Annotated in this window: 32 protein-coding genes; 6 read left to right on the forward strand and 26 right to left on the reverse strand. The window is 43.8% G+C overall.

All coding sequences use genetic code 11. From position 1 onward, the window contains the following. Position 1 precedes the first annotated feature (1 nt). The 17 genes from LC508_RS17415 to LC508_RS17495 form a co-directional block, all read right to left on the reverse strand. On the reverse strand, positions 2 to 328 hold the full coding sequence (locus tag LC508_RS17415; protein ID WP_023043077.1) for a hypothetical protein: 327 nt from the start codon (positions 326 to 328) through the stop codon (positions 2 to 4). Positions 329 to 443: 115 nt separating this feature from the next. Then, positions 444 to 1,376, reverse strand: coding sequence for a hypothetical protein (locus LC508_RS17420; RefSeq protein WP_023043078.1), 933 nt, complete (start codon positions 1,374 to 1,376; stop codon positions 444 to 446). A gap of 15 nt (positions 1,377 to 1,391) precedes the next feature. Continuing rightward, the gene (locus LC508_RS17425; RefSeq protein WP_023043079.1) at positions 1,392 to 1,778 is read right to left on the reverse strand and encodes a hypothetical protein; all 387 of its coding nucleotides are present in this window, start codon (positions 1,776 to 1,778) and stop codon (positions 1,392 to 1,394) included. A gap of 7 nt (positions 1,779 to 1,785) precedes the next feature. After that, a complete protein-coding gene (locus LC508_RS17430) occupies positions 1,786 to 2,121 on the reverse strand; it encodes a hypothetical protein (RefSeq protein WP_023043080.1) in 336 nt (111 codons plus the stop codon). Then, entirely contained in the window at positions 2,109 to 3,092 is a 984-nt protein-coding gene (locus tag LC508_RS17435; protein ID WP_023043081.1) for a hypothetical protein, read from the reverse strand. The genes LC508_RS17430 and LC508_RS17435 overlap by 13 nt, the downstream gene beginning before the upstream one ends. Positions 3,093 to 3,106: 14 nt before the next feature. Beyond that, a complete protein-coding gene (locus LC508_RS17440; protein WP_023043082.1) occupies positions 3,107 to 3,364 on the reverse strand; it encodes a hypothetical protein in 258 nt (85 codons plus the stop codon). An 11-nt stretch (positions 3,365 to 3,375) separates the two neighbouring features. After that, complete coding sequence (locus tag LC508_RS17445; protein ID WP_103731136.1) at positions 3,376 to 4,500, reverse strand: hypothetical protein; 1,125 nt, start codon at positions 4,498 to 4,500, stop codon at positions 3,376 to 3,378. Between the two features lie 162 nt (positions 4,501 to 4,662). Then, a complete protein-coding gene (locus LC508_RS17450; RefSeq protein WP_023043084.1) occupies positions 4,663 to 5,772 on the reverse strand; it encodes an AAA family ATPase in 1,110 nt (369 codons plus the stop codon). A gap of 93 nt (positions 5,773 to 5,865) precedes the next feature. Next, complete coding sequence (locus tag LC508_RS17455) at positions 5,866 to 8,136, reverse strand: vWA domain-containing protein (protein WP_103731135.1); 2,271 nt, start codon at positions 8,134 to 8,136, stop codon at positions 5,866 to 5,868. A gap of 28 nt (positions 8,137 to 8,164) precedes the next feature. Next, positions 8,165 to 10,039, reverse strand: a complete 1,875-nt coding sequence (locus tag LC508_RS17460) for an AAA family ATPase (RefSeq protein ID WP_103731134.1) — start codon at positions 10,037 to 10,039, stop codon at positions 8,165 to 8,167. A gap of 3 nt (positions 10,040 to 10,042) precedes the next feature. Beyond that, a complete protein-coding gene (locus LC508_RS17465; RefSeq protein ID WP_023043092.1) occupies positions 10,043 to 10,798 on the reverse strand; it encodes a hypothetical protein in 756 nt (251 codons plus the stop codon). Further along, on the reverse strand, positions 10,798 to 11,178 hold the full coding sequence (locus LC508_RS17470; protein ID WP_023043093.1) for a hypothetical protein: 381 nt from the start codon (positions 11,176 to 11,178) through the stop codon (positions 10,798 to 10,800). Before LC508_RS17470 ends, LC508_RS17465 begins: the two co-directional genes overlap by 1 nt. A gap of 96 nt (positions 11,179 to 11,274) precedes the next feature. Continuing rightward, positions 11,275 to 11,787, reverse strand: a complete 513-nt coding sequence (locus LC508_RS17475) for a single-stranded DNA-binding protein (RefSeq protein ID WP_023043094.1) — start codon at positions 11,785 to 11,787, stop codon at positions 11,275 to 11,277. Between the two features lie 218 nt (positions 11,788 to 12,005). Beyond that, the gene (locus LC508_RS17480; protein ID WP_023043095.1) at positions 12,006 to 12,167 is read right to left on the reverse strand and encodes a hypothetical protein; all 162 of its coding nucleotides are present in this window, start codon (positions 12,165 to 12,167) and stop codon (positions 12,006 to 12,008) included. A 1-nt stretch (position 12,168) separates the two neighbouring features. Further along, entirely contained in the window at positions 12,169 to 12,618 is a 450-nt protein-coding gene (locus tag LC508_RS17485; RefSeq protein ID WP_023043096.1) for a hypothetical protein, read from the reverse strand. Positions 12,619 to 12,628: 10 nt separating this feature from the next. Continuing rightward, on the reverse strand, positions 12,629 to 13,192 hold the full coding sequence (locus tag LC508_RS17490; protein WP_023043097.1) for a hypothetical protein: 564 nt from the start codon (positions 13,190 to 13,192) through the stop codon (positions 12,629 to 12,631). A 74-nt stretch (positions 13,193 to 13,266) separates the two neighbouring features. Beyond that, positions 13,267 to 13,755 carry a hypothetical protein gene (locus LC508_RS17495; protein ID WP_146051659.1) on the reverse strand — a complete coding sequence of 163 codons (489 nt, stop codon included), beginning with the start codon at positions 13,753 to 13,755 and terminating at the stop codon, positions 13,267 to 13,269. Positions 13,756 to 14,012: 257 nt separating this feature from the next. Here LC508_RS17495 and LC508_RS17500 point away from each other — a divergent pair, with 257 nt between their 5' ends. Further along, a complete protein-coding gene (locus tag LC508_RS17500) occupies positions 14,013 to 14,282 on the forward strand; it encodes a helix-turn-helix domain-containing protein (protein WP_023042400.1) in 270 nt (89 codons plus the stop codon). Between the two features lie 270 nt (positions 14,283 to 14,552). Here the strand turns inward: LC508_RS17500 and LC508_RS17505 are convergent, their stop codons facing one another. From LC508_RS17505 to LC508_RS17525, 5 genes are all read right to left on the reverse strand, one after another. Continuing rightward, positions 14,553 to 16,607: an FtsX-like permease family protein gene (locus LC508_RS17505; protein WP_023042399.1), complete on the reverse strand. Its 2,055-nt coding sequence runs from the start codon at positions 16,605 to 16,607 to the stop codon at positions 14,553 to 14,555. Positions 16,608 to 16,611: 4 nt separating this feature from the next. Then, positions 16,612 to 17,364 (reverse strand): ABC transporter ATP-binding protein, encoded by a 753-nt coding sequence (locus LC508_RS17510; RefSeq protein ID WP_023042398.1) that lies wholly within the window; start codon positions 17,362 to 17,364, stop codon positions 16,612 to 16,614. Between the two features lie 101 nt (positions 17,365 to 17,465). Further along, positions 17,466 to 18,479: a sensor histidine kinase gene (locus tag LC508_RS17515; RefSeq protein WP_023042397.1), complete on the reverse strand. Its 1,014-nt coding sequence runs from the start codon at positions 18,477 to 18,479 to the stop codon at positions 17,466 to 17,468. After that, on the reverse strand, positions 18,476 to 19,147 hold the full coding sequence (locus LC508_RS17520) for a response regulator transcription factor (RefSeq protein WP_023042396.1): 672 nt from the start codon (positions 19,145 to 19,147) through the stop codon (positions 18,476 to 18,478). Before LC508_RS17520 ends, LC508_RS17515 begins: the two co-directional genes overlap by 4 nt. Continuing rightward, positions 19,134 to 19,328 carry a DNA-binding protein gene (locus LC508_RS17525; RefSeq protein WP_028529329.1) on the reverse strand — a complete coding sequence of 65 codons (195 nt, stop codon included), beginning with the start codon at positions 19,326 to 19,328 and terminating at the stop codon, positions 19,134 to 19,136. Before LC508_RS17525 ends, LC508_RS17520 begins: the two co-directional genes overlap by 14 nt. 459 nt (positions 19,329 to 19,787) lie before the next feature. Here LC508_RS17525 and LC508_RS17530 point away from each other — a divergent pair, with 459 nt between their 5' ends. Further along, the gene (locus tag LC508_RS17530) at positions 19,788 to 20,231 is read left to right on the forward strand and encodes a helix-turn-helix transcriptional regulator (RefSeq protein ID WP_425516685.1); all 444 of its coding nucleotides are present in this window, start codon (positions 19,788 to 19,790) and stop codon (positions 20,229 to 20,231) included. Here the strand turns inward: LC508_RS17530 and LC508_RS17535 are convergent. Beyond that, the gene (locus tag LC508_RS17535) at positions 20,164 to 20,997 is read right to left on the reverse strand and encodes a class I SAM-dependent methyltransferase (protein WP_028529327.1); all 834 of its coding nucleotides are present in this window, start codon (positions 20,995 to 20,997) and stop codon (positions 20,164 to 20,166) included. The two genes, LC508_RS17530 and LC508_RS17535, sit on opposite strands and share 68 nt — an antisense overlap. 444 nt (positions 20,998 to 21,441) lie before the next feature. Continuing rightward, on the reverse strand, positions 21,442 to 21,654 hold the full coding sequence (locus tag LC508_RS17540) for a hypothetical protein (protein ID WP_023042393.1): 213 nt from the start codon (positions 21,652 to 21,654) through the stop codon (positions 21,442 to 21,444). Between the two features lie 325 nt (positions 21,655 to 21,979). Here LC508_RS17540 and LC508_RS17545 point away from each other — a divergent pair, with 325 nt between their 5' ends. The 4 genes from LC508_RS17545 to LC508_RS17560 all read left to right on the forward strand — a co-directional run bounded on the left by LC508_RS17545 (position 21,980) and on the right by LC508_RS17560 (position 24,395). After that, positions 21,980 to 22,309, forward strand: a complete 330-nt coding sequence (locus LC508_RS17545) for a MobC family plasmid mobilization relaxosome protein (RefSeq protein ID WP_023042558.1) — start codon at positions 21,980 to 21,982, stop codon at positions 22,307 to 22,309. A gap of 107 nt (positions 22,310 to 22,416) precedes the next feature. Next, complete coding sequence (locus LC508_RS17550; protein WP_028529326.1) at positions 22,417 to 23,229, forward strand: MerR family transcriptional regulator; 813 nt, start codon at positions 22,417 to 22,419, stop codon at positions 23,227 to 23,229. Positions 23,230 to 23,330: 101 nt separating this feature from the next. After that, positions 23,331 to 23,807: an SAM-dependent methyltransferase gene (locus LC508_RS17555; protein ID WP_028529325.1), complete on the forward strand. Its 477-nt coding sequence runs from the start codon at positions 23,331 to 23,333 to the stop codon at positions 23,805 to 23,807. A 9-nt stretch (positions 23,808 to 23,816) separates the two neighbouring features. Next, the gene (locus LC508_RS17560) at positions 23,817 to 24,395 is read left to right on the forward strand and encodes a GNAT family N-acetyltransferase (RefSeq protein ID WP_028529324.1); all 579 of its coding nucleotides are present in this window, start codon (positions 23,817 to 23,819) and stop codon (positions 24,393 to 24,395) included. 329 nt (positions 24,396 to 24,724) lie between these two features. Here the strand turns inward: LC508_RS17560 and LC508_RS17565 are convergent, their stop codons facing one another. Further along, complete coding sequence (locus tag LC508_RS17565; protein WP_028529323.1) at positions 24,725 to 25,468, reverse strand: ABC transporter permease; 744 nt, start codon at positions 25,466 to 25,468, stop codon at positions 24,725 to 24,727. Further along, positions 25,455 to 26,189 (reverse strand): ABC transporter ATP-binding protein, encoded by a 735-nt coding sequence (locus LC508_RS17570; RefSeq protein ID WP_028529322.1) that lies wholly within the window; start codon positions 26,187 to 26,189, stop codon positions 25,455 to 25,457. The genes LC508_RS17565 and LC508_RS17570 overlap by 14 nt, the downstream gene beginning before the upstream one ends. Between the last annotated feature and the right edge of the window lie 65 nt (positions 26,190 to 26,254).

The raw sequence follows: 26,254 nt of genomic DNA on the forward strand, positions 1-26,254 counted from the left end.
CCTACTCGTACTTCACTGTCTTAAACCTACCGATTGAGGTAAACAGTTCAATAAAAGTTTCGTTAATTTCCGCCATATAAAGATGCTCATACAAGAACCTTATTACTTCAGGATTTAATATTTCCATGACAGTACGCTCTTGTTTATCAATAAGAAAATATTGTCTGGTCTCGCCATTGATAAAAAATTTTTGCTGGGTGCCACCCCATCGGTCTATCATATAATTGAATGAATTTATATCGGCATTCTTGCCCCAATCATATACCCAACATTCTTCACCATTTCTGATAATTTTTCTGTACGTTTCCGGATTATAATAAGCAGACATATTTCTCCTCCTATCTACAAATATATTTGTATTATAGCAAAAAAACCATCCTTCTTCTACATATAGTTAAAGCAACTGAGGGATGCCTACAAAAGACATCCCCCAGACGCAGATACTATGCTGCGCTTCTGTTCAAAGACCACATTCCCCTGCCATCATGAAAGAAGTATGTAGGATTGATCTGAAGCGTTTGGCGGATTTTTTCTTTCCACCACTTATTTGCCTGTGCTTTTCTGTGCGGCTCTATTTTCTCATAGAGAAACGTGAGCGTCACCGGCTCGCTGCACTGTTCTAAAACGGCAGCAACCACATCACGCCATGTCGCTCCCGGCATATCCCGGATATCGACCTCCGCTTTCTTTGCCATAATAATCGGAACCAGAAGCGGTGAATCCTTTCGGACAATCATCACATATTCATGCAGAATCGGAATGAATTTTCCGCTATACTGGATCTTGTCTGAAAAGCAGTTATGCTGGGCCTTGATAATGATATTCTCCAAGGAACCCGGCTTGATGATTTCAGAAAGCATACTGTAAAGCACACCTTTTTTCTTAATGTCTCCCATCAAAACCGCCATCCTGCCTCCTTTTTCAAGGGCGGAAAACTGCTTCATCATGGCATAATTCATTTTATCAACAAAGCTTTCCCAGTCCGGTATGCGCGACAGATCATACTGTCTCGGGTCATAACCGTAGTTCTTTTGGACATCAGAAGCTTTATACATGACATCCGAAAACGTGACGATATCCCAATATGGAGGATGCCAGAAGATGAACTCCGGACGCTCCGGGATTTCACAGTTCATGATATCAAATCCGCTGTGCAGATCATACAGATGACTGCCAATGCCCAATTTGTCCGCCGCTGCTTTGGTCGTCCCGCTGCCACACATGTAGTCACAGATTTCTCCCGGGCGAAAGAACCCTAAAAGATCCTCAATCAGTCTGGGAGAGCAGTTCCCCCGATAACGGTTATTGCCGCCTTCGCCACGCTCCGGATAGGAGACAATGCTGGTCAACGGCCTTGATTCGCTTTTATAAGGCATAATGCCACCTCCTCTCTAACACTGAAGCATTTCTGCTTCCGCTCGTGCAATTTCTAACTCTACCACAGTTCGATCCGCAGACCAGACTTTCATGTGCTGTCTAATAAAAGATTCTACATCTTCCATCAAGACCCTGTTATAGGCTTTGGTCAACTTTTGATCCAGTTCAGAAGCAGTACATGGATGTCTGTTAAGAGTCTTAATAGCCTTTTGGAATCGTTCCATTTCATTTGTGGCAAACGTATGCTCTGCATGACGGTAATTCCAGTCATAGAGCATATAGCAAGCCAGCCATCTCCGCTTTAAAACTGCAGATATTTTATCTTTCGTGATACTGAGATTTTCCAGGACAATACTCATTTGCCCTGCTTTCGCATTTGTTTGGTTATGCAACACTTTCATCGCCTCCTCACAGCACCTCATCATGCCAGCTATTTTTTGCCTTATGAAACAACTCCAGGAGCTGGCTCACAGTCATGTCAATATTGGAAACATTTTCTGTAACCTCAAACCCATCCGCACTTAATTCAAACCAGCAATGGTCCGCTTCCTCGTCAAACCTGTCAAAACGTTTTTCAGGAAGCCCCACCTGCCGGGGAATAAAATATTCCCCACAGTCCAGACAGGAGATGATTTCTGCAATCTGCGCTTCGGTTATCACGCCCATTATCACGCAGGAATTTTGCATTTTATAGTTGTCAGCATCCCTGTAAAGATAGCTGATTCTTGTATTTATGGTTCCCATGGCTTTGCCTCCATTTCTGCATACAGACAGCATTCTTTACATGCCGCACTTCCATTTCCGACACACAGCGGGTATGGATTGTCCTGTTCCGGCGTATAACAGTCCGGATGCGCATTTTCTTTCAGATACTCATCCACAAACGCATGAGCCACCTCGGAAACCGTTTCCCAGTAAGCCTCCCAATAAGAATCATTTTTCCCCAATGCACTGTGAAGCCTTTCCGGAAAACGTGGATCCTGAACCATGCGGTTGTATTGCTCATCGGTCAGCTGATCCAGTTCATCCCAGTCTGACACCTGTGATACAAAATCCTCAAGCTGGCAGGATGCCTTGTAAATCCATCCCATTTCTCTGACAAACCGGTTGGAGACACAAAGCTGCTGGGATATGATTGCGATATGATAATGGTTTTCGCAGTATTCACCGTCAATGTAACATTCATAGAGGGAGTCTGCGGAATGTTCCACAAACTTCTCCTTATCCGTCCATTGGGGAATACAACCGCTTTCCTGTTCTTCCTTCAGCTTCTGTACCAATAAGCGCTTTGCATCATTAAAATCTGTATAGACTTCTGAAGAGTTCCCCTGTTCGCCATCTACCGCCCAATCTTCCAAAAGAATATAAATTCTTGGATGCTGGCGGCACTCTTCCAGATCGTCAAGCGGCTCCACCATAGATGGAGCCATGATGACAAAATCCAGAATGATGTCGTCAATGGTCTTTTTCTGGCTATACAGTTCAGAAAAAACCTCTTCCAGCTTTTTTACTTCACAGGGCAATACAGGAACCTCAAAGGAGCAGTACAGATCCGGCGTTTCATTTTCCGTTTCCTTATCCTCCCCGACACGGATTTCCGTAATTGTCCCATACAGACCCTCATACTCGCTTTCCGGCGTTCCCACAATGGGAGCGCCGATTACATAGGTTGTGCCTTCGTATTCAAACTCAGCACCGATTCGATTGATAATCATTCTTGATACCTCCTTCATTCTGATACTTTTATGGCAAACAGACAGCGTGGATCATAGCGCATTTCGATGGCTGCCTTTCTACAGGCTTCCTCCTCGTTTTCCGCTTTTATGACTGCGATAAATGGAGTCGGCTCCATATCGTGCCACCTTCTTTCGTTTTCTGTGCCGCACATGTCAACTTCTGCCAGTTCATCATCTGTCAAACCGACAATATCAAACATTTGTGAATCACGGACCCATGATGAATCCATGCAAACGACATACGTGTTCATCTGAATCCTCCTTAAATGTGATAGTCTACGGCAACCAATACTGTATCCTCACCCGTGCCATCAATGTAACCGTCAATGTAGCTGCGCCATTCTACCGGGACATAGCTGCCTGATTCTGAATCAAGCACACTGTCCTCTTTGCTAAACCACTGGTCTGCATCCACAATATCATGCGTGCCTATCGGGTACTTCCAGTTGCTTGGAATCCCATACTCCTCAAGGTATTCTTCCAATGTAGAGCCTTTTCGGTAGACGTATCTGCCCCAGCGTATAACTCCGTCCGGAACGATTTCTCCATAAAAGTCGGAATCGGTCTTTCCTGCCAGAAACATTTGCTCAAGCTTATAAAAGCGCTCTTTTGCTTTCTGATTTCTCCAGCCCCGCATCTCTTCCCATGCGATATCTTTTTTTCTGGCGGCACAAACCCACACATATCCATCCGGTGTTTCTTCTTTTCTATCTGAATTGCACCAGCTTCTTTCACCAATGGAATACTCCGTGCAGGTATCTTTTACCAGAAACATCTCCGGCCAGCGCCCGCCAATGGAATACCAGTCCCACATGGCGTTTGGATTATAGTAATATCCATAGCCCTGATGCTTTTCATCAAAAGAATAACCGCATCTTTCTTCTGCATATTCCTCAAAACTCCTATAGAGCTTTTTGCGGGGATACTTAGGCAGAGCCATCATTCGTTTTGCTTTCTTAGTACGCTTTTCATGATGAAGCGGTCCTGCATCCCTTTGAAACACCTTTCCGTCACGGACAACAAATCTGCCCCAGATCGGATAGCCGTACTGCTCCACAATTGTGCCTTGGGGAAGCTTTATGCAGTCAACCACGCTCTCGTATTCTTCACGCAGTCTTTCTGTCCGGTTATCAAATTCCAGATATTCCGGATCCTCCAGCCACGCACAATAAGGATACATCAGCTCAGAAACGCCGTCATTCACTGTACGGGAGAATGATGACTGAAGATTTTGGCATCTCACAATCGCAAGGTCCAGCATAAAATTCTTTGTTTCAATTTGCTTCTGAATCTCTAATTCCTTCAGAGCCTCTGCTATTTGGTTGTCCAATTCCTTGTCTTCCTGTATCTGAGAGATTTCTAAAGCTGCTAATGTTAAAAAGTGCATAATTCCCTTCCTTTCTGAATAACAGGCGGGCAGCTGTAGAAATCCAGCTGCCCGTCGTATTTTTATAATTTGATGTTGTTATACCCTCACATGCTGCTTAATAGCAGCGGTCAGTTTTGTGGGCAGTTGGTTCGGGCCTTGCATCCTCATGATGAGGGTATATCAGGCCGTCAAATAATGAATATTGCATTCCGTTGCTCGGACAATGGAGAGATATTCCGGCACCAGTCTTTTCGTTTCTTCCCGTGTCGATGTCCCATAATAATCCGTGTAATTCAGCGTGATACAGTCTGCCGGAAGAATCGTCGCATGACGCTCAGTGTCATAGACACATTCAGAGGGCATAAACTCAGCCATGACCAGGTTTCTACCTTTATCGTCGAACAGACTGACACTCTCATGGCAGTCCCTGTTGAACAGATCTAACTGGCACCTTTTGGCGCTCATGGTGACTCCACCGCTGAAATGCAGAGTGATGTTGTACAACTCCTCATGCATGTTGATGATATTGATGTCCAGTATTGCCGCTTCAAACGGAATCCCAAGGCTAAGTTCAAACGCTATCGCACGGAGGCAGTCATAATTCAAAGCCACTTTCTTCGAGAACAGGATTACCTTCTCAATCTCGCCGTGGCACCGAGCCTCTAACTTATCGGTCAGATATTCCCTGATATCTTCCGAAGACGGGTAATCAAAGCGGAAATGATAGTGGAAACGACCTGGGCGATTCACCAGATAATCGCTTAGATTGTACAGGCTGTTGCATGTGATAATGAACAGCTTTTTTCCGTCAGATGTTCCGTCAAACAGGCTCAAAAGCCCAGACTGCGGATCTGCTTCATTTTCTCCTGGCCGGATACTGCCAAAGGTCTTGTCGAACTCGTCAAACAAGATGACAGCCTCCTGGTCGATGGACTCAATATAGGAAGCGATACCCGGGATGAACTGGTCAACAATAATGACAGGATACCCGGTCTTAACCGCCTTTGAGGAAAGGACTCTGGCAAAAAGCGACTTGCCAATACCTTTGTCTCCACTTAGGATGACACCAAGATTCCGTTCAAACATTGCAAATGCCGCAATGACTTTGTCTGCCTTTTCCGGATGGACTCCGTAGACCTTCTCCTTCACCACCAAGTCCGTCCGTGCTTCCAGAAAAAAGCCGGACATCTTTGAGAAACGGACCGTGTAAGTCTTTGCAGGGAGCCTGTCGTAGGCCTTGAGTGAATCATCATAAATCTCATATTTCGCACCAATACTTATAGCTTTCATATTATTGTTAACGCTCCTTCTTTATTTTTATTTCTTTCTATTGTTATGAATTACGCAGGGCAAAGCGGATTTCATCCTTTGTCCTGCCTTTTGTTATACCCTCACGTACCGCTTAACAACAGCGGTCAGTTTTGTGGGCAGTTGGTTTAAGTCTGAGATATCCAGGAATGAGTCCCCATAGATTCTCTCAATATTCTGCTTATCATCACCAATAGCGGCTGCAACAAACAAGATACCTTTGCGTTGATACTCCTGCTTGATGCCGCGAAGATCCTCCTCAGCTGCAGAACCACCATAACCGCTGTCAGCAGGCTGTCCGTCTGAAACCAGTATGAGGATTTTTACTGCTTCCGGCCGCTTAGACAGCTGCTCCGCTACAAAACGGAGTGCGGCTCCGTCACGGTTGCTTCCTCTGGCCGCAATATCCATCATGCGGTATTTATCATCATGATCAAAGCCATCAAATTCCGCATAGGAATATAGTGCTACTGTATTTCCGACATCGGTATAATCGGTGGAATGACCATAGACCATTACCGGGATGTCCAGGCTCTGGCAGAAATCATACAGAATAATAGCTGAGGCTCTGGCATAAGTACAGCGATCACAGGAACACATAGACCCTGACTCATCCAGAAGCAGGCCGACTGCCAGCTCCGGAATCTCATTGGGCAGGTTGTTCTTATAAAACACCTTACCGTCATTCCTGCACAGTGCGTGCACATCCAAACGGCGGCCCATGATAAGACCGGTCAGCTTGCCGCCTCTTCGATTTTCCTTGAGCTGCTTCTGCAAACTCTTCTGCAGCTGGCGGGAAATATTGATCAAAGGTCCCGCAATAGCATTATACTGTTCTATAAGCTCCTCATCCACAGAGGCAATCCGATTGATTCGGATAGGTACCCCTTCATGGATATTCCCATAAGAAATATTCTGAGCCACATCATTCAACTCCTGAATCCTTTCATTCTCCAATTGCTCGCAGACCGCTTTTTCCGCCATCTTGTCCAGAAGACGTTCGATATCGGATGCAGCACGATCATACTGCTCCCGCTCATAATCGTCGTTTCTTTCTATTGACCCACCAACAGGTTCTGAAAGTGATTCTGACTGGTGGTAGGGGATGCGTCCCTGCTCAGTATCCGCAGTTTCCTGTTTCTCAGCACCGGAACTGCCACCATCTATAGGGGCAGTTTCTTTATCTGAAGAATTATTGCTTCCCCCAGACCCAGATGGCTTTTCTTCCGTTTCAGAGTCAGTCTGGAAGCCCTCTGTTTCTCTTGAGTCATCCTCGCTCTCGGCGTCTGCATGAGTCTGTGCCCGTTTGCCGGCCGTCGCAGATTCTTCTGACCCGTCGGATGCTTCCGGCACCGGCGTGCTGCTTCCTTCACCAATTTCGGAACCGCCGGCAATTGCGCCCAACACTTCCGACAAGGTTTCTGCAAGGCTGGCGGAACCTCCGGAGGTTATAGCCTCTTCCTGACGTTTTTTGCATTCTTCACAAAATGATTCGATATAGTCCCAGCACCTTACCAGTACCATATTGACGACATTCAGCCGGTCTTTTCCGGACCTGCTCATTAAGGCGCTGTCAATATCGGTAATTAAACCGAACACCGCCTGAATTCTTTCATCGCTGAGCGGTTCGTCCCCATACTTGATTTCGCCAAATTTTGCATAAGACAGCATGATCTGAAGAATGCTTTCAAAAATATGACTTTCTTCATCCTCCTGCTCGATCAGCTGCGTCACGGTCAGTATTTGCTCGAAATGCCGCTCCCGCAGCTTTTCAAGCCCGTATCCCAGTGTACCTGGGAAATTGTTCAGCACCCGGTTTTCAATATACCCATCCTCAATTACATTGGAGATATAATGGGCAATCATCTGCACCATCTCCAGATTTCTTGGATCGGTTCTCACATAATTCCAGAATGCTTTCTCGTTCCGTGCATCCGCCGTTGTCTTCAGGTCTGGCGGATAGGGATACCAGCGACCGCTTCCTAAATAATTGGCATGTGTCTGTGCTGCAAGAAAATCTGTATAAAGGACATGTCCCAGCTCATGAGCGAACATACCGCATACGATCTGGTAGCGGTTTTCCCTCCCCTTTACCTTCGTGACCATAGGATACCCGGCATTGATACGCACAAACATATTGTCCGTTGATGCCACATGCTTTTCTCTCGGTTTCCAGTAAAGATTCACACGGACCCGTCGGTTATAGTGATACCGCCTTGTCTGTGCTGCCGCCAGATCTTCAAAATGTCCCGCCAAAAGACGGGACGAGAAGAATTGTCGGTCTGAAATTTTACTGCGCTGCTCATTGAGCCGCTGTTTTACTAACTTGTGATTCACCCTCGCCATACAGGGTTGACCTCCTTTCTAAATACATTTATGCGGTTGCTCTCTTTCGCTTCTTTGTAAAAATCGGTTCCAAAACTGCACTGATCAGCGCCTCACGGTCTACTTCATCTGTGGTCGCCTTGCTGATGATCGTATACAGCGCCGACTCATATACATCGCCGGTAATCTCACTGCTCACAATCCAGTCAATCAGGCTGCGCATACCATAGGAGCCGTCCGTAATACTGTTCTTTCGGCAATACTCCGACAGGTCGTTGACCACCTGCACCATCTGGGAGATCTGGTACTCATCGGTTGCGCCCGTGACGGCCATGGCGCGCTGCACCATAACTTCAGGCGTCGGAAGTTCCACATCTCGTACCAGACTCATTCTGTCGATAACAGACTGGTTCATACTGCGGCATCCCTCATATCCGATATTAGTCGTCACTACGACCACCGCATCCGGATGACGCTCTATCACCTCTCCGGTAGGAAGAGTGATTGTCCCGGTCTGCTCCAGCAGAGAATTCAGTCCTGGCAAAACGCCGGGCTGGACAATTGTCGTAGGCTCCTGGATCTCAATGACATACCCATACTTCAGAGCCTTGATAAAATCAGTCTCAATATAAGTATAGGTTTGACCACTGCTCTTGGAATTTTCATCTCGTCTGGACAGGGCACACACCTTCTCCGTTACACGATCCAGCACAATGCTCATACAGTCCTGGGATGTTGCGGCTGCATTTTCTACACCAGTCAGAGCCTGATATACCCCCGCCGGATCATAATCCATATCATCCAAATCGGGCAGATTCATCATTTTGGATACGTTGGCATAGTTGATTCCACCCATACTCGCCAAAATCGCTTTTTCATGATCAAGCTGTGCATCCCCGGTAGAACCCGAATCGGTATCCGGAAAAATCTGACCGATGAAGTCAAATATTTCTGTGCCTGCCGAGCAGGTGTATGCCATATACGGAAGCCCCAGCCCTGCTGCAATCGCTTTTGCGCTTCTGGTCTTTCCGGTTCCCGACGGGCCACGGAGGAGGAAATTCCTCATCTGCGTCGGTTTCCCGGTGGTTGCCTGAGCATGTTTGCAGATATCAACGACCTCCTGTGGAATGATGTACCATTCCGGAAGCACCGGTATCAGCTGTTTTTCCTGACTGCTCATCGTCCTTGGATGCAGTTCATACTTGCCGACAAAATCCGTGTGTTCCACAATGACATCTGCGCTCTTCACAATAACCCTCGCTGTTTTTGCAAAGATCGTAAATTCCCCAGCAATCACATGGGTAGGCTCAAAAGCGCCGGAATCCAGCTGCACCTGAGATACACGCATCAGATTTCCGGCCTTGTCCACACTCACCTTGACGGCTGCTGAACAGGAGGCATCTTTGATGCGTCTGTAGGCGTTATCACATAGCATTGCCATGTACTCCGTAGCCGAGGATAAATCCGAAAATCCATGACTAAACTGATCGCGGTATAATTCAAAATTATCACTGAATTCCTCATCATTCATAAGTACCGGAAACAGTGCCATCATAACGGCAGCTCCGTCACGCCCTGATGCGTTTAGCACATAGTTTTCAAAAACTTCCGTGTTCTTGTCATACACACTTGCCATTAGCGAACCAGAGTTGCTGTCATATACTACCAGATGATACTCATCAGGTCCCATGGACGATTTGTATTCAGCAACTGTCCTGTGGTCGATGACTCCGACAGCTCCTTCGGCGCTGCCATCCATGCAGCGGCAAACTGCATGTACCGCCTTTATGACTGTTGAACACAAAGTTGCATTTGTCCCATCTCCATATTTCGATGATACTGACACCTTTTTGTTCGTCAACGTATCAAACGGTTCCGGTAAGGGACGGCTGTAATTAAAGATGTTGTTCATGTATGCACTCATACGTTATTTCCTTTCTGCATTTGACTGCGTAAGATTGATTTTGATTCCCTCAGATACACACTGGACATCCGTAAGCCCGGCTCTTATCAGTTCCTGGCAGATATCTGCCCAACTCTCCCGGACCGGAAGTTCTTCCGCGAGCAAAATCAATTCTGAGAGATTTTCCCCAATTGCTTCATTACATCTGGCATTCAGCTCGAAAATATGAGCATCTGCCCACTCAAAGGCCAGCAACTCGTAATTTTGTACCTCTGGTTCTTCTTCAGGTTCCGGGGCATTATCCTCCGGCTCCAAAACCGCATCCTCCTCAGCCGGCGGATTGTACTCAATTCCAACCACCTGCAGGTTTTGGATCACGACTCTGGCACGGCGGTATCCGCCGGCACGGTTCAGCAGGATGAATACCTCCTGGTTTTCCCGGATGAGCCTTTCGGCATTCGGCGCCTCCCAGATCCATCTTGCTTCCGGATACTCAGATAGCACAAGTTCTGTAACCCGTCTGAGTATGACGGAATATGCAAGCACCTGTACATCTTTCTCGGTCGCTTCTTTTACCGGCTCCGGCAAAAGAGGAAGTGGTACAATTACTTCAATCTTTCTGGAGGAAAGAAAAAGCAGTCTTATCACCGCTGCAAAAATACCGAGAATAATCAATAACAGGATGGGCCATAGCCGGCATATAAAAGTGAGCAAAGCCAGCATACCTAACAGCACCAGCGCTTCATAAGCCATGTGCCTTTTTTGATCTTTCTTATTCATCACTCTGTTCCTTTCTGACTTCGTTCCTTTGGAATAAAGATATAGAGGCAGTTTGCATTACTGCAATCAACAGTATTATGCAAAATTACTGCCGCCGCCTGCGATGAGTCAAATTGTTTTCCCGGTATTTCTCCAATACCTGCGGCTACATGACCAAGAATGGTTCTTCTTTGGAACCCGTCCGCCGCTGACAAAACACGGCAAAACTCCTCCCCATCTCGATAGACTGAAATAGCATACTGTCTGTTCAGGGAAATGCTCATCAAGATACTATGAAGTTCTTCTTCATTCAGACATCCTTTTGTCTTGCCCTTCATTGTAGCCTTGAATTTTGTGTGTTTCTCCTCCTCAGAGAGAAGGCAAAAGGTTTCATTTGTCATAAGACACCTCCTTTGAAACGCAAAAAGGCGCACATGAGCATACAGTGTCTGTAACTCATGTGCGCCTTAATACGCCGGATTCAATTGTTGCTCCAATCAATTCTCATCAAAGAATGATCCGCCGCCAAATGCCTCATACCCGGTAAAATTTCCGGATGCTTCAGCGCCTGTCGCAGGAGTTGAAGCAGCATTTTGCGGAGCAGTATTCTGAGGAGCAGTATTCTGGGGAGCCGCATTCTGCTGTCCTGCAGCTGCCTGGTTTTCCTTGGACTTGCCTCCACCGGAAGCATACTCAATGTCATCCAGAATAATAACCATCATTTTTCTGGTTTCTTTGGTATCCTTATCTTCCCAGGAATCTTCGTCCAGCCTGCCAATCAGATTCACAAAGGAACCCTCTTTCAGCTGCATCTTCTTGATGCGCTCGCATACGCCGTTAAACGCTTTGACCGGAAGGTTAATCCAGCGGCTGTCGTTTTCAGCATGAGGGTCATAGACCTTCTTGCCGATTCGGAACCTCACAGAATCACCATTCTCAGAAAAGCGAAGAGCTGGCGTGTTGTCATAACCTTTGGATACGACGACTTGTGTTGCAAAAACTTTTAACATGGAAATCTCCTTTCTCGCAGGGGTTACCTGCTATAAAATTATTTATTTCAAACCTGCTTTGCAGGTAGAAACCAAAAGAAACAAAAAAAGTGCCAACCAGCACAATTGTGCTAATTGACACTTTGAAAACTCGGATACTCGTGATTTCTCTTTGGAAATCTTGAAACTGATATAAATATTATAGCATATGCAGCTTCAATAGTCAATCCATCCGAAAATCACTTGGAAATCGCTTTTTCGATCTCCGTTTTTGCGAAATCCAAAGCAATAACTGCCTTCAGCAAGTCAAATCGGTAGGTGCCGTCTTCATTTTCATTTTCCTTGATCAACTCCTGTATTTCGTTCAAGAGCCGATTCAACATCTCCTTATCTGCTTCCATTTTAATTACCTCTCTTTTTTGTTCCCAGTGCATAGTAGCTGCATATCATATAACTGCCCTCATGCTCATATACTGGGGTTTTGTCTGATAAGTATATAATAACAGTATCGCCAATAGAGAGCACCTTCATTCTTTGCCGAATAGGAATTTTCACTGCGTTTCCCTCCAGTTGAACCCAGATTCCTCTGATTCTTTTTCGGATCCCGACCGTCTCAATTTTTTCGCAGATTCCCTGGATACACATATAGTTGCCAGCAAAGCTATTATAGCATAGTCGAATCCCGTTTATAAGCAGAAACCCGGATAATAATAGACAGGGAAGGCTGAAATAGAAATCCCGGAACCCAAGCAAGATGCTAACAAACAACAGCAGGAAAACAGCACCCCCTGCAATCCTTATGGCAATCTGCTTTTGTAAAGGTGCTGGCAACCCATAAAATTTCTCCTTCATCTGCTTCACCTCACAATACGATTAGTTTCTTTTTCTTCAGCAGCCCGAGCAGTATCTTTACGGTGTCATCCCTGCAATCCGCACATTCCATGATCTGCTCCAGGCAATTATCTGCGATGGTATTCTTTGTGTAGATTGCCTCCACCAACGCCTGCCGGTTTTCAGAATGGAGATATCGTGGTTCAGGTTTGATCTTATGCTCTCTAAGAAAAATAAGTTCTGCTACCGTCAATCGAAGTCCGGCATTCCGAAGCCAGGTTAATGCTTCCTTTTCTGCGTGGCTCAAAAAAATTTCCGGTTTTGCATTGACCGCCGGGCAGCAAACGCACTGTGTGAGGATTCTGTATCTTGCCACATCAGTATTTTCTGCTCCCGTTTCTGCCAGACCCATTCTTGCCAAATGCTTCAGCGTCCGCTTCTCCGATTCTGTTTTAGCCTCTGAAAATCCAAACCTTCCGTTCAGCCACAACGCCGCCTGTTCTCCGGATAAGCTATATTCCTGACCACATCTCGCCACCTGGAGAAGATGTTCCGTGGAGTTTTCTTTTACAATCCCTTTGGACAAATAAATCATGTTCATCACCTCTTTGACCTTTCAATTACATTACACGATTGGATAAGGTGATTTACAACATTTTATTTTGCTGTTTATATCAAGTACATAAGTGCAACACAAGCTCCGGCAATTAAGAGAACGCATGCCACGACCAATATAATCTTTTTAACCAGCGCCTTGTCAATCTCCTCACGCCCTCCCCCTTCATCAAAGGGACGGACATCATCATAATAGCCATCATAATCATCTTCTCTTACCGGCTCAGATGCCTCACCAGCTTTCACAGGAACAGCTGGTCTTTTTGTTTTACCTGAATATCTTCCTTTCTTTACATGTTTCTTGCTGCTCTTTTTCTTCTCTCGGTGCGCTTCGGTAACCGACGCTTCCTCCGGGACCGCAGAGGATAACGATTTTCCGCACTCCGTACAAAAGGATGCTGCCGGGTTTGCAAGTTCTCCGCCGCAATAAGGACAGTATTTCATAGTATTGAACTCCTTTCCTGAAAATAAAAAAAACAAGCAGATTCCTGAGAACCCACTTGTAGACGATATAAGTATAACAGATTTTCTTTTCCATGTCATCGGCATTTCCTATGCCACTTTTGTGCCATTTTATCTGCCATACCACGCCAATGAAGTTCTTCACTACGCAATCTCACTACATGGCCATTATCAAAGCATAAACCGCATTGGTCGCGGACAATCATAAAAAAAGCATATTTCTATCTAAACAAGATAATAAATATCTACCCTATCCAACATTATATCTTGTTTCAGTATAAAATCAATAGACGCGATAAAAAATATCTAAATAAGACAGAGAAAATGGAGATTTATGAATGGGTAGAAGCATGTTTACAATAAAAGGAAATATCTGCTCTGATAAAGTAAGATTGGGCCGCGCACTGCAAAAGCCCCCGATCACACAAGAAGAGCTTGCCCAAAGGATTCAGTTTATGGGTATGGAGGACATGACGCCTCTGATCATCTCACGTATAGAGAAGAACCAACGACATGTCTGTGATGCAGAATTGCTTATGCTGGCAAAAGCCTTGCATGTATCAATGGAATGGCTGGTTAGTGATACAGACGAGATAAAGATAAAATAAAATCTATTTGTGGCAAAAAAACGATGCAGAACAGGCTTTTTTAATAAGATGGCCTTTGTTGTTTTATGTCGAAAAACTTTTCCGTGCATGGCGGCGTCCTCCTGATTGCCGCCATGTCAAATTGCAAGGTGTAGGGTCGTCGTTGGGTTTTCTGCAAAAGGAAACGGCGGCTCAAATTTAGAGCTGCCGTTTCATGGGCGCGTGAATAGGGCTGCTGTACGACGGCTTTTTTCTTTTGCCGTCGTCCGGCAGATGAAATTTCTATTCTACTTATTTTTCTAATGTTAGAGGGATTATTTCCTTCCTCATAGACTGAGAGGCAATAAACGCATACAGGAGATAAATAAGGGTAAAAATCAGTAAAGCACTCAAAACCACAAGTGCTATCAATGCGGTTAGATTATCAAATACAGGCACATCATAAGAAGCTATAAAAAGCGTATGGCTCATTGACTTTAGTAAGCAACTACCAATGACTATTGCAGGAATAAATGGCAATGCGAAGTAAAGAAATATATGATCTCTCAACATTTTTTCAAGAACAATCACCTCGTTTCCAAGTGTTCTCATTACATTGTATTGACGCTTTATTGTTTTCACTTCCGTCAAAAGTTGAACAGCGAGTATTACAATACTAATTATGCCGATAACCAGCGACAAGTAGCACAATGGCAGAATAATTAAGATAGCTTGGCTGGTAGGTGTACTTGCTAATTTGCCCATGTAGTAATAGTTTCCTTTGTCGAGGATTTTTGTTGTGTATCCGTTTTCCCCGGAAGCAACCACATTGGAGTTCAATGGCCTAACTTGCGGAAATTCGTTTTCCAATTCAGACATATCAATCACTGTTTCGGATTGAGCAACATAGAGGCTGTACATCGCTTCCATATTTTCAATATAGTGATCCGGGACAACGATTACAAAATCTTGGCCGTTACCATATCCACCATACTGTGAGAACGCCTCGGTAAAAATATCCTTGCAAACCAGAGTGCCTTTTTCAATCTGAAAATTTGTAAATGTATCTTTCAGATATGGCAGACAATGAATGATGTATTGTTCTTCTGACAATGGTATTTGAGGCAGGCCCAACATTGCTCGCAAATTACAATAATCACTATATTTCATAAAGGCATCGTACTGGTTTTCTGCAATAACATAGTCGTTGATTGATACGGTTTTGCTTGCCCTGTTCCAGTATTTTGTTAAGACACGATTTCTAATGTCAGTAAATTGTGTGCTTTTATCTGTATATAAGCAATAGGAATATTGGTTGTCTACATCAATGCGTTCATTCAAGAATGAGGAATATTGGCTATAATCACCGTTCTCACCTACATGAACAATCGCAAGGTCGAATGGCTGCATAACAACTGCTTTCTCCATGACCTGATAAAAAGCATTTGTCATACCAATACAAACGATGGTGCAGGTGAATAAAATTGAGATAACACCTAATGAGAAACTCATTTTGTTGGATTTTGAAAGGAACATTCGTAAGGTAACTAAACGACTTCCTTTGTATTTCCAGTTCTGAGATTTATTAAGCATTTCGTGTATGATATAAATAAATCCTCGAAAGAAGAACAACAGCCCCAACATTGCCGAAACTGCACCTGCGGTAATGCTTGCCACTGTCTGTTTTGTTCCCGCAAACAAATAGAAACTTACAATGAGCATTACCACGGAAATCAGCAAAAACATGAAGCCAGTTTTAGATTGGTGTTCACGAACACTACTGTTGTTCCGACTGTAATTCAACAGATCTATCAATTTAACCGTTTGTACTTTTCTATTCGTCTTAATCAGTGCGATTATATAGACAATGCAAAATTCGATGCAAGTCAAGCCGACTGCTGATACAGAAAGAAAAGCTAATAATGCTTCTTGAAAGTGGAATAGATTTGAAACAAAACTTTCTAATATTTTAGAAACTAAAATCCCAAAGCCAAAGCCCACAATAACAGCCATAAGGCCCAAAAAAGCATTTTCCTTAAATATCATTTTGCAAATGTCGCCTTTTTCTACACCCAATATCATATAGGTGCTAATTTCCTTGCTGCGACGCTGTAAGATGAAGTCCATCATGTAGCTGATAAACCACCCAAGTGCAAATACAACGACGGCAGAAAAAAGGGCGGCAATCACGCCAATATCACCGTTTCCGCTCTCGGCAAATAAACGAAAAAGCTGTTGCATAGTATGAGAAACAATAAGAGAATTGAACGCATACATAAGGGCAACAACGCCGATAAGGGAAAACCAAAAAATCTTATATTCACTTAACTGCCGTTTCATATTACGTTGTGAAAGACTTGCAAGCATAATTTCAATTCCCTCCCATCATGGTGAGGACATCTAAAATCTTGTTAAAGAAAGTTCTGCGAGAATCGTTGCCTTTGCGGATTTCCGTAAAAATCGTGCCGTCGCGCAAAAAGAGAATACGATTTGCATAACTCGCAGAAAAGGCGTCATGCGTTACCATTAGTATGGTTGCACCCAGCGTTTCGTTGATGCTCTGGATAGTGGATAGCAGCATCTGGGACGAATGGCTGTCCAGTGCGCCGGTGGGTTCGTCCGCCAGAATCAGCTTAGGATTGTTGATGATGGCTCTGGCGCAGGCGCACCGTTGCTTTTGGCCGCCGGATACCTGATAGGGGTATTTTTTCAGAATATCCGTGATGTTTAGTTTACTGGACATTTCTTGTACCCGCCCGTCGATCTCACCTGCGGGAACCTTGTTGATTGTCAATGCTAGAGCAATGTTCTCGGAAATGGTCAGGGTGTCCAGCAGGTTAAAGTCCTGAAATACAAAGCCCAGATTTTCCCGGCGAAACCGGGCAATCTGCTTTTCGTTTATCTCTGTCACATCAGTCCCGTCCAGATGGATATGTCCTGCGCTGACCGTATCAATAGTGGAAATGCAGTTAAGCAGGGTGGTCTTGCCGGAGCCAGACGCGCCCATAATCCCTACAAATTCCCCCTCCTGAACGGAAAAGCTGATGTCTTGAATCGCTTTTGTGATGTTACCGCCATTTCCGTAATACTTCTGGATATGTTCCAGCTTCAAAACTTCTTTCATAGTATTATCACCTCTAATCCTATTGTAAAATAATATGAACGCCATTTGTATCAAGTTTTCTTACAAAGTTCTAACAGAAATGTAAGAAGTGCAGAACCATTTTAGCTCTGCACCTCATGGATCAGACAGTTAATGTGAAAAGCCAGAGAAATAGATGCGCCATGTTCAGATGATGCCGCTGTAATGCTGATACCCAGCTTGTCACAGAGGCGTTTACACAGGTATAGGCCGATCCCTGTGGACTGCTGGATCATGCGCCCGTTCTGCCCAGTAAATCCTTTTTCAAAGACGCGAGGCAGGTCAGCGAGTGAAATTCCGATTCCGTTATCCTCCACCACAAGAACCACTTGATCTCGTTGCCTACGGGCGGAAAAGCGAATAATCGGCTGCTCGGCCCGATATTTGACCGCATTGGCAATTAGTTGGTTTAGAATGAACCGCACCCATTTTTCATCAGAATAAACTGTATCCTGCATTTCCTCCACTTTCAGCCGCACCCCGCTCTGGAGCAGCAGGTATTTGTTGTCCGCAATCGCCTGATGCACCACTTGGGCCAGAGCCATTTCACGAACAGAATAATCTTTCTCAGTATGTTCGCTGCGGGCATAATAAAGCGCCTGTTCAGTAAAGCGGTTGGTCTTTTCGAGTTCCAACAGCAGTTCCTTTGTCCAGTCTGTCCGATGGTTTTCGCACAGTAGTTTCATAGCGGTAATAGGCGTTTTGATCTCGTGAATCCACTGTTCAATATATTCCTTGTATTCCTGACGTTCCTGACAAACCGTTCCAATCTGTTCCAACATAGATTTTCCGGCCATTTTCAAAAGCCGATAGTAAACCTGATCCTCTGCCTGTTCCGGCAACTCCATCACTTCGGAAACGAGATAGCGTTCCGAAAGCTGACCGGTCATGTCTAAAAGCTGTCGCATTTGTCGCTGTCGCTTCCAGTAAGTAAGGAACAGACCTGCCAACAAGATCAGCGCCCATACCGCAGAAATCAGTAGTACCACAGAAATAGGATTGCCACATACCAGCAGGAATACAGTAAGCGCAACCATGCAGATCAGGTTGGTCAGCAGGAATGGGATTCTATTTTTCCAATACTGTCTGCGGTTCATACTGTGTACCCCTGTCGATGCTTTGTTTTGATAAAATCTGTCAGACCGATACCTGTCAATTTTTCACGGATACGGTTGATGTTGACGCTTAGAGCGTTGTCATCCACATAGAGTTGATTATCCCATAAAAACTCTACTATATCTCTACGGGCACAGATTTTTCCTGCATTTTTGAATAGGTAATAAAGAATTTTCAGTTCGTTTTTGGTTAGTTCCACACTCTGTCCATCATAATCCAAGCTACTGGATTCCAAGTGTAGCACCGTAGCACCATAGACCATTTGCTCATTCTGCTGTACCGGGTATGACCGTTTGAGTAGGGATGCGATTTTTGCCAGAAGAATCGCCGTGTGATAGGGTTTTGTAATAAAGGCGTCACCGCCCAGCATGATGCTGTTGAGTTCATCCATATCTGTATTGCAGCTTGTTACAAAAATAATTGGAACATTTGAATTGCTGCGAATTTGAGAACAGATAGAAAAGCCGCTTTCATTGGGCAATTTAATATCTAATAAGACAAGGTGTGGATCTTCTGCTCTAAAAGTATCGTTCACCTTTGAAAAATCCTTTACTGAAACAGCAGTATATCCATTGCCGCGCAAAAGGATTTCCAATTCGCTTTGTATAACAGGATCATCTTCAATAATCAGTATCTTATATGGTTTCATGTTTTAATTCCTTTCCTTGTTTCGTTCGCATATCTAAGGGCTTTTCGGTGTCCTTCGGGATTAACCATACTGTCCCCATTTTTATGGCTCCGGGGATACGGGATGCAGCACAGTAATAATTTATCCATCGGGGAGTCACGCCCCATTTTTCACCTGCTTCTTTCAAAGTCATATAGTCCATAATACACCTCCAATTTATTCATTATAATTCGTTTTCTCGAAGAATACAAGGAACAGAATATGAATTATAGAATGTAGCATCACTGTAAACAGTACGCAGAACACGAGAGCTGAAATGCTCATCCTATCTACGCATTTAGAGGACAAAAAGCTCGCAGAAATCAAGGCTTTTCGGCGGTGGTCGGTGGGGTGGCAGAATGATATATCAAATACCTGCCGGAACGAGCTTTGAAATGCGTAGAATAAACCCATAGGAAAACGATGGGTATAGGGCCAACAGGCTGACATGTCCGGCGCTTTCTTAGGAGCTGTTCAGGAGGGCCCGGATTAGTTTGCTTTGTTTTCATGGTTTTGCGTTCTTATAATCAAAGAAATATGAATTATAAAGTTTAATTAACCCGCATATAACAACATTCCACGGACAAAGTATGAATTATACAATGTAAATGGGTGATGCTATATGGCGAAAGTTGAAGATTGTCCCGGTTTTGAAACTTTCGGCGCGGATGTAAAAGCCGCACGGAAAGCAAAACATCTGGCGCGTAAAACGCTGGCTGAAATGGTGGGTATTGAATGGCGCTATCTTGCCAATATTGAGAATAAAGGCACGATCCCCAGCCTCCCGGTTGTGATCCAGCTTATTAAAATCTGCGGGCTTCCCGTAGAACGGTATTTCAACCCGGAAATCATGCGAGGGGACAGCGAACAGCGGCAACGGGTCAGCCACAAGCTGAAACTTTGCCCGGAACACTATTTGCCGGTCATAGCAAATCACCCTGCCGACTTACGGTTTTTTTTATTCGGCAGAGTGCCACTGCAATATAAAATTTTCTTTTTTACTTCTCTAACAAGACAGCTATCGTTAGACTATCTTCACAATACGGTTTTCCTGCTACATCGCTAAATACTTCACATATTTTAAAACCTTCTGATTTCATTTCATTGATTAGAGTTTCCTTTGTAAAATAGGTATTCCAGATATAGTAAATAGCAGCAGAATCATTTGGAGAAATGATGGATGTTTGCTCCAATGTGACACAATCTGAGTACCGAAAAGACGAGTTAAACTCAAGGTACTTTTCTTTCTTCCAAAAGCCGCCTGTCGGATATATATTCCATGTGTTCTTTTCTTCAAAACAGTTGTACTTACTCATTGAAAATACATCCAGCAAAAATTTCCCTCCGGGCCTTAGATGTGTATATACCACTTTCAATAAGGTTTTCCTATCTTCTGATGATAAAGCACCATAGTCACAGTAAATTAAAGTTGAAAAATCAAAAGTTTTGTTCAAGTTCATGTTCAAGTAGTCCTGATACAGATACTGTATATTAAGGTTTTGTTTAGCGGCAGAACTTGTCGCATAATTTATAGAGCGCTTTGAAAAATCAATCCCTGTAACCGAGTAACCAAATTGAGCAAACCTTTCAGCATATATACCAGGACCACAACCTATATCAAGGAGTTCATTAAATTCTGATGGCCGAACAATTCTTGTTATCCAGTCGGCAGATTTATTTATAAAATCTAATTTTCTACTTGCTCCATTAAACTCTGGATTTAAATGCGCTTTTAACATTTGCAACGATATATGTTCGTCATCCCAAAAGGGGATCTCCATTTTTTTGTAAAGAGATGGCTTTTCAAAAATAGTGAGTAAATTGTCATACATAACTAAGTTCTCCTTTCATGTTTGGTCAAAAGAAAAAGCCGTAGATTTTACTCTACGGCTAATCTTTCCTAAGGATAAGAAAAGTTAAGAGTAAAATAAAATCAAACCTTAGGCATGAAAAATAAACTGTTCAATCAGTTATCTTTTTACCTATTGAATTGATTTTATCTACTCTTTTCCAGTCATATCAACACCACCGATTATGTGGCATCTGATACGCCGGACTTTCATCACCTTTTTCTATTTGTTTTTATTTATTTTATCCTATCCCAAAGCCATTGTCAATAGTATCTACATAAAATTACGAAATAAAATACTCATAAAACTGAAATTCAGTTTCATTCACATAATTAAACCAGAAATGTAGAATGATATAGGGTGAAATGAAAATGAATGAACGCAAAGAAATAACACGGTTTGACTCTCACGCCCTGGGGCTTGCCTTCAAGGACGCCGCTTTTCCGCCATCAGCTCATTGATTTTGTCAAAAGACACCACCACATCCCCCGCCTCGGGCTGGGCAGGCCCGGACTGCTCCGGCTGGGGAGCGGCGGCCTGTTCGGGAGCAGGAGCCTGGGGCTGTTCCTCTGTTACCGGGCCGGGAGCCGGGGGTGTGTTCTGCTCGCCGGGGCCGGTGTTCAATTTTTCATCTGCCATTCACTATCCTCCTTTTCGTGAAAGTTGCACAATTTTGAGGGCTAAATTTCTGTAATTATTTTTTACCTCCTTTCCTCTATCCACGCAAAAAAGCCGCCCGATTTTTCATGCCGGACGGCTTTCTGCGTAATGTGATAGATCAAATATTATTTTTTTCGGTTTGTAGGCTTTGAAAAGCCTTGTATTTACAGTGTTCCTAATAAGATGCAATCATAGGAAGTGTAGCCACACTTCCGAAAACCGGCCTGACCCTGTCCCTGCGGGCCGTGGCCGGTTGCTTGTTGGGGAAAGCCCCAAACCCCTGTTCAGAAAGGATGGTGAAAACATGGCAAACCGAACACGAAACTTTGTGCTGCGTGTCCCTGTGACGCCGGAAGAACGGGCCTTGATCCAGCAGAAAATGGCCCAGCTCCACACAAAGAACTTTTCCGCCTATGCCCGGAAAATGCTTATTGACGGGTATATCGTCCACATGGACACCAGCGACATCCGGGCGCAGACCGCCGAGCTGCAAAAGATCGGCGCCAATGTCAATCAGATTGCCCGGCGTATCAACAGTACCGGGATTGTGTACGCGCAGGACATTGAGGACATCAAAGGAGCGCTGGCGAAGATATGGCAGTTACAAAGATACATCCTATCAAGTCAACGCTGAAAAAGGCGCGGCTTTTGGGGCTATGCCGTTTCTCCGTTATGGATATGTGCCAAATCTGCTTGAAGTGTACAAAACTTCAAGTATAATGATATACAAGAGGTGATAAGATGTTTAGAATAGGTGAATTTTCAAAGCTGACACAAGTATCTATTCGTATGCTTCGATATTATGATGAAGTGGGGCTGTTGAAACCAGCAGAAGTCGATAAATGGACGGGACACCGAATGTACTCTGTAACTCAAATCCCCCGTCTGAACAGAATATTGTATTTGCGTGACAGTGGCTTTCTTGTTTCTGAAATTGCACTTGCGCTTGAAATGAATGATCGTTTACTTCTTGAAACCCTTGAAAAAAAACGATTAGAAATCGAGCAGACTATACAAAACGAGCAGGAGAAAATACGGAAAATTGCGATAGCAAAAAACGAGATACAAGAAAACAAAGGGGAACTTCATTACAATATTTCCATTAAGGCGATACCAGAGTATCAAGTGTTATCTTTGCGTAGAGTTGTTCCGACATATTACTCCGAGGGTGATTTATGGAATGAACTTTCTGCTTTTGCCAAAGAGCAGAAAATAGAAATGTCCAATCATACATTTTCCGTTTATCACGACACAGAGTATAAAGAACAAAATGTAGATATTGAGTTATGCGTTCCTGTAAATAAACCGTGTAAAAATATTGCTCCATTCTGTTTCCGCACGATTGAGCCTGTACCTGTTATGGCCTGCACGATGGTGTATGGTGATTTTTCAAATATCAAAGGAGCATATATTGCTTTTGCTGAATGGCTGCAAAAAAACAGTGAATATCAAATGTCCAATCCTATGCGCCAAATTGTGCATAGAGGGTCGTGGAATGAATGTAATCCGGCGAAGTACCTGACTGAAATACAAATACCTTTGGAATTAAGGTAGTAATGTCCTGCAAAAATGCAGGGCATTTTTATTTTCCCTCTTGTATCTCACATGATGTGAGGTATTATACTGAACTCACAACGAAAAACAGGAGGTACGATATGAACGATTATCAATTAAAACCTATTGGAAAGGTAAAGAATGATCACAACGGAGCATTTATAGAATTAGAGCCGGAATATATTCCCGGACTGCAAGCATTGGAAGGATTTAGTCATATCAATGTAGTGTGGTGGTTCAGTGATTGTGATAATCAATCAGACAGAAAGATACTACAAACCGAACAGCCCTATAAAAATGCACCATCAGTAATGGGCGTTTTCGCCACAAGGTCGCCCGCCCGTCCTAACCCTATTGCTTTAACAACATCAGAAATTATCAGTATTGATCTTAACAGGGGAATTATTCGGCTTACTTTTATTGACGCGAACGACAGCACTCCCGTATTGGATATAAAGCCATATACGCCGAGTTTTGACAGAGTGGAGACCCCCGGCGTTCCCGTATGGTGCAGTGAATGGCCGAGAAGCACAGAAGCGTCCGGCTACTTTAATTGGGAACAAGTATTCAATTTCTAAGAGGGCTTTATGAAACTACAAGATTATATTCAGAACAAACCGATACTTGATACAGAAAGGCTCCTATTACGTCCTTTGCAGTATGATGATATTGATGATTTGAAAGAATGGTTGGGTGACAAATCGTTGTATCAATATTGGGGGAAACGTCCCGGAAAAAGTGACTTAAACCCGGAATTGTTATTTCAAAAAAAGGAACGACCTACAAAGAGCTTTCATTGGGGAATTGTTTATAAAAAGGACAATAAAGTAATTGGTGAGATGTGGGTATATCTCATTGAAAATGATCGTATGGCAAAGGTGGCGTTCCGGCTTTCCCCGATTTATCAAGGAAACGGTTTTATGGCAGAAGCATTAACTGAAGTAGTGATTTTCTGTTTTGAAAAAACAGAATTGCGACGATTATGGACTGATGTCCATGTTCTAAATATCGCGTCATATAAAACACTGGAAAAAGCAGGGTTTAAGCGTGAGGGACATATCCGCGACGGTAAAATGGTGAATACCTATTGCGATTACTATTTATATGGTATGACGAGAACCGATTATTATGAAACAAAGGGTATGGCACAGCTGCAAAACGGGTAATAGAAAAACCGTTGTTGTGGTGACGGGATTTTCATGCGCCCAAACAAAATAAAGGTAGCCTACAGCAGCCCTCTTTTCATGCCACATTTACCGAGTATGTACTATACCATGTAAATCAACTTCATAATACTTCTATATTCGCCCGATTGGCCTACGACCTGCCGGGCGAAATTTGTTGTTTTCTGCGGTCTGCTCTATACCCTGAAAATCATTTCAAAAAATTTCCCCAGAGGAGGCGTTTAGCGGGCAGGCAGACATCGTGTCCTCTCTAATCCTATTACGGATTTTTCTCCCACAAAGAAAGAATATGAGCCATTCCATATTACTTGTTACTCCCATCTGAAAAAGCGAAAAGACACACCGATACAAATGACAGCAAGTACCGCCATGACAATAAGCGGAACAAAAATATTTTCGATTGGAAGTCCTAACGAAGCAGCTTTCAAAATCTTTATCCCCTGTGTCAAAGGCAGAATATCCGCTATCTTTTGCAATGCACTCGGCATTTCCTCATACGGCAGGGTTGCTCCAGAAAAAATAAGCATTGGGAAATAGAGCAGGCTTGCAATTACGCTCGCTGTCTGAGAGTTGGGAGATATTCCCCCAACCATCATTCCGATGCTGAATATGGAGAGCATTACCAATATATATCCGCCAAGGAAAGCAGGCAGAGAACCAAGCAGGTGGAAGCCAAAAAAGAGCGTTGATACTATATAGAGCAATGCAAGCGATGCAACGGAATAAATTATGTAAATCGCCACCTGCACCGTTAAAATCATTACGGGGCTGACAGGAGTGACCTTAAAGCGTTTCAATATCTTTCTGCTTCGGTAATCGGATACCACAAGAGGCAACCCCATAACGCCGCCTGAACAAATCGCAATCGTTGACAACGCTCCAAAGGACTGATCGAGAAATGTGTACTCTGCACCTTCAAAAGCTGGTTTGTCGCCGTAAATAACGCCAAGTATAATCAAAACCACGAGTGGAATACAGATTGCAAATATGACCATGTTCATATCCCTCAGGGACAGTTTCATTTCGTTTTTCAGTATTGTTTTAAATGTTCTCATTTTCGCTTACCCCCTCGTCAGAATACCATAAGTACGCATCTTCAAATTTGTCATAAGGACTGCCTGCAATGGCTTCTTCTACTGTTCCATAAAAGACGGCTTTCCCCCTTTTTAGTATGCAGATTGTGTCGCATAATGCTTCTACCTCATCCATAAAATGCGAGGTCAGAAAAATGGTCAGTCCTTTTTCTTTGAGGTCAGATAAGATTTTCCATACCTCTCGTCTGGCTTTTGCGTCAAGCCCCGTGGTCAGCTCGTCCAGAAAAACAACTTTAGGCTGCGGTATCAAAGCCAAAACAATAAACAGCTTTTGCCGCTGTCCTCCTGAAAGCTCCTTTACCATACTTTTTGCTTTATCAAAGATGCCAAACTGTTTCAGAAGTTCCCCATAATCTGCAGCATTCTTATAGAGTGACTGTGTTACTTCGCACAATTCGGAAACCGTCACTTTATCTTGATAATTCGCTTCCTGGAATTGAACACCGACATTTTCAAAAAGCTGTTTTCTTTGCAGGAGTGGGTCCATCCCTAAAATGGAAACCGTACCTGCATCGGGTTTTCTTGTGCCTAACATACATTCGATTGTGGTGCTTTTTCCTGCACCGTTTGCCCCAAGCAACCCGAAGACCGAACCTTGTGTTACTGACAAATCCAGGCCCTGCACGGCATTCAATCTGCCATAAGATTTTGAAAGTTGTTTTACGCTGATGATTTCTTCCATCAACCTGTCCTCCTTTTTCGTTTTTACTACATTATTTTAGCAGTTCAAAAAAGGTTGGTGTAAAG

This window comes from Blautia parvula (genome assembly GCF_020215665.1).
GTDB lineage: Bacteria > Bacillota > Clostridia > Lachnospirales > Lachnospiraceae > Blautia > Blautia celeris.